Origin of the sequence: Solidesulfovibrio alcoholivorans DSM 5433 (assembly GCF_000702665.1) — a bacterium.
Lineage (GTDB): Bacteria > Desulfobacterota > Desulfovibrionia > Desulfovibrionales > Desulfovibrionaceae > Solidesulfovibrio > Solidesulfovibrio alcoholivorans.
The window spans coordinates 1-10223 of the sequence record NZ_JNJA01000035.1 but is presented as its reverse complement, the minus strand read 5'-3'; the positions used below and the strand labels follow the sequence as shown (position 1 = coordinate 10223).

The 10223-nt window shown below is 38.1% G+C and carries 12 protein-coding genes; 1 reads left to right on the top strand and 11 read right to left on the bottom strand.

Going from position 1 to position 10223, the window contains the following annotated elements; genetic code table 11:
• The 8 genes from Q368_RS26230 to Q368_RS26210 form a co-directional block, all read right to left on the bottom strand.
• On the bottom strand, positions 1 to 804 hold an 804-nt coding region (locus Q368_RS26230), incomplete at its 3' end, for a hypothetical protein (protein WP_156955866.1).
• Between the two features lie 81 nt (positions 805 to 885).
• Positions 886 to 1197, bottom strand: coding sequence for a hypothetical protein (locus Q368_RS26225; RefSeq protein WP_156955865.1), 312 nt, complete (start codon positions 1195 to 1197; stop codon positions 886 to 888).
• Positions 1181 to 1489 (bottom strand): hypothetical protein, encoded by a 309-nt coding sequence (locus Q368_RS26220; protein WP_156955864.1) that lies wholly within the window; start codon positions 1487 to 1489, stop codon positions 1181 to 1183. Before Q368_RS26220 ends, Q368_RS26225 begins: the two co-directional genes overlap by 17 nt.
• A 26-nt stretch (positions 1490 to 1515) precedes the next feature.
• Positions 1516 to 2142, bottom strand: a complete 627-nt coding sequence (locus Q368_RS26215) for a hypothetical protein (protein WP_156955863.1) — start codon at positions 2140 to 2142, stop codon at positions 1516 to 1518.
• Positions 2143 to 2851: 709 nt separating this feature from the next.
• Entirely contained in the window at positions 2852 to 3412 is a 561-nt protein-coding gene (locus tag Q368_RS0122330; RefSeq protein ID WP_029461233.1) for a recombinase family protein, read from the bottom strand.
• An 843-nt stretch (positions 3413 to 4255) separates the two neighbouring features.
• Positions 4256 to 4912: an MT-A70 family methyltransferase gene (locus tag Q368_RS24240; RefSeq protein WP_211249801.1), complete on the bottom strand. Its 657-nt coding sequence runs from the start codon at positions 4910 to 4912 to the stop codon at positions 4256 to 4258.
• Positions 4899 to 5663, bottom strand: coding sequence for a BglII/BstYI family type II restriction endonuclease (locus Q368_RS24235; protein WP_052360355.1), 765 nt, complete (start codon positions 5661 to 5663; stop codon positions 4899 to 4901). The genes Q368_RS24240 and Q368_RS24235 overlap by 14 nt, the downstream gene beginning before the upstream one ends.
• A gap of 98 nt (positions 5664 to 5761) precedes the next feature.
• A complete protein-coding gene (locus tag Q368_RS26210) occupies positions 5762 to 6181 on the bottom strand; it encodes a hypothetical protein (protein ID WP_156955862.1) in 420 nt (139 codons plus the stop codon).
• A 144-nt stretch (positions 6182 to 6325) separates the two neighbouring features.
• Between Q368_RS26210 and Q368_RS26205 the strand changes: the two genes are divergently transcribed.
• Positions 6326 to 7069 carry a hypothetical protein gene (locus Q368_RS26205; protein WP_156955861.1) on the top strand — a complete coding sequence of 248 codons (744 nt, stop codon included), beginning with the start codon at positions 6326 to 6328 and terminating at the stop codon, positions 7067 to 7069.
• Between the two features lie 4 nt (positions 7070 to 7073).
• Here Q368_RS26205 and Q368_RS25250 read toward each other — a convergent pair whose 3' ends face one another.
• From Q368_RS25250 to Q368_RS26195, 3 genes are all read right to left on the bottom strand, one after another.
• Positions 7074 to 8033, bottom strand: a complete 960-nt coding sequence (locus tag Q368_RS25250; RefSeq protein ID WP_084158977.1) for a replication initiation protein — start codon at positions 8031 to 8033, stop codon at positions 7074 to 7076.
• A gap of 427 nt (positions 8034 to 8460) precedes the next feature.
• Entirely contained in the window at positions 8461 to 8679 is a 219-nt protein-coding gene (locus Q368_RS26200; protein ID WP_156955860.1) for a hypothetical protein, read from the bottom strand.
• A 32-nt stretch (positions 8680 to 8711) separates the two neighbouring features.
• Positions 8712 to 10037 carry a hypothetical protein gene (locus Q368_RS26195; protein WP_156955859.1) on the bottom strand — a complete coding sequence of 442 codons (1326 nt, stop codon included), beginning with the start codon at positions 10035 to 10037 and terminating at the stop codon, positions 8712 to 8714.
• Positions 10038 to 10223: the final 186 nt, after the last annotated feature.

Sequence of the window (10223 nt, the reverse complement as noted above, 5' to 3'; positions counted from 1 at the left end):
TGACCCCCTTTGCCTTATCAGGCTTATAAATACATAAAGGCAGTATCTTATATATACTAAGTATGGTACATATACATATACAATCAAAAAAAATGCATATTTTTTGTGCATTTTATTTATGCCTATCATTGAGCTGTAATCGTTGATAGCCATAGCTTCGCGATGTTTATTTTTGATATTTTCATAACAAATCTCACTACCGTATATTAAGCTATCGTCTGGTGATGTCGTCTGGATGTGGTCACTTGATAATATCAATTTGATGGTCTTGGTTAATGGTTTATTTTCGCGGGCGACTCGTAATTGACCAACGATCATCCAATCTACCATAACTAATTTTTTTGTCAATATGCTTGTAGAATATATGCGATTACTAGGTGCTAATGATACCATCAAATCAAATGGTATAATATGCACATCACATTGATATGCCGTTTTGATATGATAATTTTTGAATGGTTTTTGGTATGGTATCAAATGACCATCAAAACGAATGGTTTTTTCAGGGGGTATCAAAACACCATATTTTGAACATATGTTTTGAATATTTCCAGCATTTCCAGTGACTTGTCCTGAAATTATCCCTTGTAAAATACAAGACTTCGGTCGGCCAAAGGGTTGTACCGGGGCCAACACTTTCAGATTTATTTCAACAAAATCAAATGGTTTTTTGAAAACCGTTGAAATTTTCAAGGGTTTCCCGTCAAGGACTTTTTTGGGATACCCCGAAAATGGAATGGATTTCTTACCGGGATTGTTTACTCTGTCACTTTCATTCTTATTTTTTGATTTGATTAAAAACATATATTATCTTCAACATTTAACTTTCTATGTCTATTATTTAGTTTCCCCGGGTATTAACGTATCCGGGGTTTTTTTATTTATCTAAAAGGAGTAATCAACACCTTCATTTTCTCCATCTAGTAATGATTTAATTATATCTGGAAAATTTTCATTGTCATCTTCGTTATCATTATCTGCATGGATGGTGTTTTGTTGATTATTCATTGGTTGTTCATTGTCATCAACAAAATTAAATGCATATTTGTGCTTATTTAATAAAAATGATACGATTAGGTGATTTATAAGCGAGTTAACGCTAATGCAATTATCTTTGCAAAATTTGACTAATGCTAAGCCGCTGTCACGAGGGCAAATAATGTCTAAACGGTATTTATCCTTACTTATTTTGGCCATTGTAACCTCCGATAATCATATATTTTTGTTTATTTTGCTGTTCTTTGTTTTGTTTTTTAATCTGATTATTTTTGTTGATAATCGATTCTATGGCGTCTGTTATCGCGCATAATTTATCGTAAGTCATACCGCTTTTTTCCTTGTAGTCTGTAAGATATCGTATCAATTTTTTGAGCTTTATATCGTATAGAACACTTCTGGAAATCTCGCCTTGTGCGCTTGGCGTTAGGGAAAATTTATTGTTTACATTTGTTCTATTAACTTTCTTTGGTTTTAATTTCATCTTTTTCATAATTATTATACCTCTTTTATATAATTTTAGTGATTAGCTAGTTGTGTTATAAAGCACCATTTGACAAGCGGATAAATTGCTAACTCGTAATACTGGTTAGTAAGGGCCAACATTTCTTGCAACCATCGGTCAAAATTTATTCTTTCCATTTCATTGTGTTCAATACCAGCAAAATCTAGCATCTTAAATAATTCACGAATTTTATTTTCCAACACGTGGGGATACGCGGAAAAATCAGTATCATTACACCATTGAAGATATTGGTATTTATAGTATGAGATTGATTCCTTTTGTATTGTTCGTTCAATTTCCTTGCGATTCATTTTTAAAATCGCTTTATTATCAATATCTTTTATAATGCTTACGGATATCCCACGATTTATGAAATACAATGCAAGTTCATTCATTTTATCGTGTTCGAGTAGATATACACATTTGATATTATTATTTATCATATTGCGAAATTTATCTGTTAAATCATATCCAGGTATTGCAAAACTACTATCATAACATATCTTTTTTAAGTGAAATACTGAATCACGACTATCAACAATTAAGATATTATTTTTACCGGCTGTAAGTGATTGATTGAGTAACATTACATCTATCATATCTATATTATTAGATAGCATTTCAATTGTATCTATTTCCATACAACTTTCACTTATCATATTTTTACCTCCAAATTCTTGATTTTTTCTAAAATAAATAATCAATCAATAATATGTTTTACCGGAACAAAAATTATTAAAATGACATCAGAAGTAAACTATGACTATCTATCGCTATCAACATTTGTCACTTTAACGAGAGTAAACTTTTGAATAAAATCAAAAGTAAACAAAATGATATCACGGTAGTTGTATTGTCTACCGGAACAGGTAGAAATAATGGAATGGTCTTGCCGAGGCCCCGGGGAAATCGCCGGGTAGCATCGTCACCAGGAAATATCACTTGCGAAGTGAAGTAATATATCAAATGGGACGTTTTTCGGGCCGGGATGGGGAATCGTCCGGGGAAAGGCGGAAAAACGTCTCTACGGGGCGATTTGGTGGGGTATATCCGGTCGTGGTGATGAGTGAGGCGGGGATAATCGGGCAAATGGTCAAGCTGGATATGGTCGGGGTATGGACCTCGGCAAGGGCGGCATACAGAGCCGTTATTCCCAAGTTCAAAATTTTGGGATGCTCAAACTATCACTATCCCCCCGGCCAGCGAGATTAGTCGCTCCCCAAAATTGATAGTGACGCTATGCCAGGAGGTCAGGAGTTGCGGGCCTCGGCAATCATCGGGGGATGACATGATGGACAATCACCCCCCACCACCAGCCAGGTCTAACGCACAAGGCCACTTAGTATTACCTCACATACCATCTATAACGTTGTATATTGTTGCTCTAGATACACCATACTCGTTAGCTAATGTTTTTTTATTTTCACCATTTGCAACTCTTGTTTTGATTTGTTCAATTTGTTCATCATTCAATGATGGTTTACGCCCAAGATGCTTTCCTTGACGCTTCGCAATAGCTATCCCTTCACGTTGCCGTTCTCGTATCATATCACGTTCAAATCCTGCAACAGCACCCAATATGGATAGCATTAACCTTGAAATAGAATCTGATTCACCACATCCAAAACTAAGATTTTCTTTATGGAATCGGAGGCACACTCCTTTGTTTCCCATCTCGGTTACAATGTCCAATAAATCAGCAAGATTTCTGCAAAGTCTATCAATACTATGCACGTGAAGGGTATCCCCTTGACGCACATACTTTAAACATTCTTTCAGGACAGGACGGTTTTTATCCTTGCCGGATGCCTGTTCCTCAAAAACTCGGTCAAGTTCGATTCCATCAAGCTGACGGTCTAAATTTTGGTCCGTAGTGCTCGTCCTGGTATATCCAATGTGTTGTCCAATCATCGTGGTGCCCTCCTTGATTGTCTAATAATGTTTTAGAGATTTTTAGAAAAAGTGTCAACAATTATTTTTGGACCTTGTTAGACGACTTCGAGCCAGCAACGACGGTCGGTCAAAAAGGTCTATCAAGGTATACCTTAACAGACGGTTCAAATGGAAAAGGATGAGGAGCCGGGGGACCGAGGGGAGTTACTCGGGGGGGAATAAGGTGTGGGCCAACATATCGATATCGTTAATATAAAATAGCAAAAAGATTATGCCCACGGGAAACCTAGATTTTTGTAACAGATTTTGCTATGGAATTTTTGCTGTGCAGAACCGGGGAATCCCGCTTGTCCACCAAACCGAGCGGTGTGGGGCGGCGCGCAAGAACAGGGAGACCCTGTATGGTGTATGCACAAGTTGCTATCGCCGTGCTTGAGTTGGTTCGGGCAGTGATGGTTCTGCTCGACATCTTGAGCTAGTGACGCAGATCCTGGAAAAGGTACAGGGGAGAATGCGCCAACATTCTCCCCTGCAAATATAACACGCTAAGCGCGGGAACCGGCTCTGTCCACTTAAACCCGTCCCCACACCGCTCACTTTTTAGGGAACCCTTATAAAAGTCAAAGCCCTTTTGTATAATCCCCGTCCAGGGGTTCGATTTCGAACCCCTGGACGGGGATTATACAAAAGGGCTTTGGGGTATGTCAACTAATTTTTTTTGAATAAAATAGCCTTCAACCCCTTCTTTTCGCATCGTCAAGGCTTGACGATGCGAAAAAGAGCCAACCTTTTTTGTTGAAAGACAAAGAAATTACGTAAAATAAGTATGTTAGTATGTACTGAGGATCTTAAAAGGAACGTCTACGTATCGTTATTCGTCAACGTATGTAGCGCAACGCACCCTCGGTCAGTCTGCGAATTGTTTGCGTATGTATCCCAAGTGATTTTGTATTCGTCGGATTGATTACCCCAGGAAATCCAGCCTTTCCTTTGTCCACGGGCAAACAATTCAAGGTATGGCCCACGGCTGCAATCCTCTATAATATCATACAATTCATCAGGCTTTCTGGAATGTTCCCTCTTTTGTGTTCTGATAATATTCACTTGGCTTCGCCCTGGGTCAAGTGTCCTTGCATTTGTCCCACGAACACCAAATAGAATAAGTTCCGTAGTATTCCTAAAGTAAAATCCTACTCCGCGACCATCAGGGCCGCCGTCCTTTCGCACTTTATGCCAAACAAGGTTAGTTTTATATTCAAATCCCCAGGCTTCCAAGACGCGCAATCCTTCGGGTAACAAAGCGTTTGGAACCCAGAGGTAGAGGTGGGCCGGTTCCTTAACAATATCCGCCACGGGGAGATTAAGAATATCATCAAGGGTCATCGTCCCATAACGATTAAGCCGCTTGTGTTCAGGGGCCATTTTTCCGGTGCGGTTCTGAAATTGCCACGGCGGATCTGCAAGGATAGTCCTAAACTTGCGTTTACCATATAAATCAACAAGATTAGGACATTGCATCTGTGCTTCCGTTGTCGTCATCGTCTTCCCAGTCAGTTATAAGCTTTGGGGTGATGCCAAATACTAGTACAGGGCATCCACCGTGTCGTCCCGCGTTAAGGCGATAAAGTAATTTCCCCATCCACGTTGTGCTTGCACCGTACTTATTCTTTAATCCAAGTTTTGTAAATACAGTATTGAGGCTTGCGCTTCTTGTTAGCAATATACCAACACCGATTAGTCCGCATTCAGAAAATGCACGGAATGCGTATAAGTCTCTATCAAAGGTTTGGTCTTTACTATTCCACTCAAGGTCAAAGGCAACATTATTTTTTACATAGTCAATTTTATGTCCATCTAAGTAGTTTTCGCGCTTTATGCAGTGTTGTTCTATAACTGTTTTATTGTCTTTTTTCTTTCCTGTGCCGTTTTCATTATCCTTGTAAAGATCTAGTGTAATAAGTAAATCGCCTTTGATTCGAGTTTCAAACCAATTCTTCGGGCGTAACAATTTGGAAATTTTTTTTGGGATGTCAGATTCATTTCCACCTGGCTTGATTATGTCGTCAGTTGTAATTCTAAATTTTCTTAAAGCTTCAAATATCTCGTCTATTTCTTCCTTATAACTATTATAGCATATAGCGGCAGCGTGCTTGTAACTATGGATCTCGTAAAGACCTCGAAGATCTTCAGGGATAAATTTTTCAGTTTCGCTCGCCGGGTCGGCTCCAAGGCCAGGTACAAGGGCGATATTTTTTTCGCTTTCGTCCACGGGGCACCTTCAAGGTTTTTATTCGCCTCGGTTGCCCCATCGGTTCCGATAAGTCCAGTCCGTCCACCTGGAGATAGCGTATACCCCGTGTTTTCCGCTTAAAAAAGTATGAATTTAATCATAATGAATAATAATATCAATGTTATGATAACAAATGAGGATTTGATAATTTTTTTTGTCCGTATTGATAGGTGTGCTTCCTGTAAACAATGAAAAAAATCATCATCAGAAGGGATATCGTATTCTTGCATAAGGGAGTAAATCTCTTGTTTTTCTTCAATCCCGGAGGCATTATCTAAAGCTTTCCTAAATAATAAGATTGATTTACCATATTTTCCGATTTGGTGATGGCAAATTCCTTCTAGTATTATAGAATTATTGCATAAACAATTTATTTTTTGTCCCATCTTTGCACTAGCAATCCCAAGTTTATAATCGTTTCTGGCTATCGCACGCCGCGCAATCTGCTGAAATATCTTGTTTTTTATTTCCAGTGATGGGCTTCCGGATGTGTTCATTTTTTATTATTCTCCATTAAATTCGAGTGGTTATAAAAATCTCCATTAAATCGAATATGTTGAATGTCAACTTAAAATTTTATGTTGCCGGCGACGACGTGACGATATTCCAACGACCACATAAAAAATAATCACAATTACATATTGATATTTTTTGAAAAATTTGGAAGTGACGACCTGTCGACGACCATAGTCGTCAGGGGGGATGAAACAGTGTGGAAACCACTTGCAACCCACGCCCGAGAAGCGGGCATCCCTGAACCCTCGGCCCGTCGTTATCTGGCTTCGTTTAAAAACTGGTTCCCGACCAGGAAAGCCGGGAAAGGAAGTAAGGCCCTTGTTTATGGCCCGGATACCCCGGCCCTACTCAAGGCGATTTCCGAAGGGTTCGCCGATGGGAAGCGCCGGGCTGAAGTGGAAGAACTGCTTGCAGTAAAGTTCCCCGCGATGAACGAGGTGAAGCCCATACCGCCCGAGGAACCATCCTCACCAGCTCAAGCGCCGGATCCAAATTCATCACCCCCAACCCTCCCCGAGGTGATGACCGCCCTTATCCCGTTGGCCGAACGGTTTTTGACGGCGTATGAAGCTCAAACCAAAGCCCTCGAGGCCATCGCACGCGCATTGGCGTCAAATCGCCCGTTTAAGCGCACGGACCAGCCGGGGGATACAAATCCTCACCCGGACCACGAAACGGGCCAGGAAGGGGCGGATATCAAGCCCGTGAACAGGGACGCGGTGATAGCCCGGGTGATGGAGCTAAGTGCCCAAGGCTTGGGTCAACACGCGATTATGACCCGGATTCGACGGGAGGGACTGCGGATGTCCGCACGGGGGGAAATATCAAAATCAACTGTTGCTCGGATTATAAAAGGGGATATCAAATAAGTAACTAATCATTTGATATTAACTTACCAGTCGTAAGTTCATTTTTTAAAGCCTGGAATACATACCCACCGATGGTACCTTTCTTTGTGCTATTATTGTATCTTTGAATTAGTATTGGTATCATATTCATAACTTCATCTTCACATTTATTGTGATATGTCAAATTAGCAATCTGCTTCGCCTGTTTAGGTCCGACACGTGCTTCATCACGTAATTTTTTTGCTAGTTCTGGAAGATGATTGACGGTTACGTTGTCAAATCGTAAACGAATCTTTTCTGATGCTGATAATTTATTACAATTGGGTATAATATGAAATCGTAATCCTATTACTTTAGCGCCTCTTTTAATCAAATCATATTGAACTTCGATATCCGAGTATTTATTTATATCTTCAATTGCTCCATCAATAATCCTTGCTTTGAAATTGTTGAATCTTGAATATTGTCCTATCGTATCTGTTAGAATTCTAAATCTATCTAAATCAAATTCAACTGTTTTTTGATTTTTATACTGACGTAATACTTCGTAGACGTGCCACGTTATTGCAGATTTGAATTGATAAACATCCCGTATTCTATATGTCGTAAAATTATCTTTCAACTGCAATAGGTGGCTAATTAAATCATTATTAAACTTGAATATAAATTCACCATCTTTGTATTTGAATGTAGTAAACCAGACAGATACGCACTGATACAGTTCTTCTTGATATTCTGCCGGTTTTGAATTGAGGCGTATTATAATTGATTTTATCAATCCATAAACGTTGTAAGGGCTGATATTGAAGGTCTTTGCAACGTCGCTAGCCTTTGCCGTCACGGTACAAAATTCATCCGTATGCGGTTCTATTTTTGAGATACAGTAGGCAAGGAACCGAAGTTCCATTAGTTCCAATTTGGCCAGTGAGGGAACCAACGCATTGGACTTCACCACCAAGGCATTCCGGTCGCGTTCGGTGTTCATTTGGGATGCCTAAAATATACGACTCAATGTGTCAACGTATGAGTCAATAGGATATAAATCTGTAGGCTTGATGATATAAATCTGTAGGCAATACCGATATAAATCTGTAGGCAATACCCCCTTGTAACGAGTTGAAATAATTTAAAAAAAATGGGGTCTAAAAGCTTTAAAAAGATGCTAAAAGATGCTTTGCTCTTAAGAGAGCCGGCCGACCACCTAAAAATGGTCACGACACCCCCCCCAAAAAAACCCCCTCCCCCCGACCACGCGCCGATCATCACCACCACCAGGACCAGGGGAAGCCAAAGGCAAAAACCAAAGGCAGGCCACGAGGGGGGAAAGAAAATGGTAGGAACCGAAGGTCCAATCAATCACCTTCAATTCCTACCATATTTTAAATCAATCAATAAAAACCATTCAAAATCATCTAAAAATCATCTGAAGATATAATGTGATTTTGCAGCCTATCAATACAACTAATTAAATCATTCAAAAACAAGCGCAATCGAGAAACGCCTATACGATAGTTGTCAAATTTCTCATTTTTGCTTCGCTCGGTCATTACATCAACTGTCGACTCCATATATAATAACAATGATTTGATATTTGACTCCAGTGGTTTTACGACGTCATCGCTGATACCCATTTTGCGTGCTCCTGTTTTTTTGTTAGTTGTTATTAAAATTTATATATTTGATTATGTCTGATAACATTATCAAAGATTGCTGTAATTATATTGCTACTTTCGCGCAGGTCGTTAATAGCGCCATTAACATCATATCCACCTGTAAATAAATCATCTATATCTTTTTGTATTGTTCGCAATCTTCCTTTCAAACCCCTAGTATTTTTATTTAACTTGCTTGATTTTCCCATAATTTCCTCTTCATTGTTTCGTTTTGTTGGTTGTGTGTGGATTATTTCATCATTTTTTAATAAGTTAAGTATTTTTGATATGATTGGTATCAACTTCCACTGCTTTGATATTCTTGTCTTTCGCGATATTGACCATATATTATTTATCAAATATAACATCAAATCACGCTTAAAATCAATGCAATTTTGGATATTATATGAGAATATCTCACTTAATGGATTTTTCTTGTAGGCACACATTTTTTTAATCATAGCATTGGTTAATGTGAACTCGTATCTTGTAATTCCTAATCGGCTGGATAATTCGCTATATACTTGTTGGCGTTCTTTAATGGTTAATTTTGAATATGTATCAATAAAATAATCAATTTCTTTGTCGTTAAATCCAAATAATTGTTGACTATATGCTTTTAACCAATGTTTATTTATACCATATTTTGCAATCATTATATCATATAATTTGTCATATATTTTAACGCTGCTACATAATTTATCGTTATTATCATTGTCGGATACAGTTTCCAACATTTCCTTTATCAATAATGGTTTATCATTTTTGTTAATCGTCAAAGTCTCGTAATTAGCGTTATAATACTTGTTTATTTTCGCCTTTTGTGTGTTCTCGGGTTTGTCGTCCAACACGTTGTCAATCAACAGTTTGCGGGCGTTAATCCAGTCACGGTGGGCCGCCGCGCCGAAAATATCTACGTGGACTTCGACCAATGATGGCCGCAGGAACTTACGTATATAATCATTTGATATATTAAATTGAATTACAGAAAAGAATTCTTCAATATAATCTATATATTTTGATTCTTTGCACATACGTAATAATTTTGATGAAAATGAAAAGCGTACATATCGGTAGTATTCAGATAATATGATTTTAAAACCATACGAAGAATACCGACGAAAGTTAATGGTTAATAATCCATCTTTACGAGTGTACGAAAATACATCATTTCTCATTTGCACGTTTTGTGATATGCAGTTAATATCATCGTAATTATCGTCAAAAAATAACGTGCCGCTAAACTTGTCTATATTACAGGATATAGCTATGTTATTATTTGATTGTGTATCATTATTGACAAAGTTTAAAACATTATGTAAGTTATTGTTAATCATCTTATTGTCTCCTATTCATCGGGCTAGTATGTGTTGGACTTCATACTAGCCCTTAATTTTTATTATATACTTCGTAGATATCATATTCGTACATATATTTTCTATTTCAGCATTATTTTACAATTGTTTTGTACATATATATTTACTATATTTTATATATGTATATGTACATCCAAGGGGGATAAA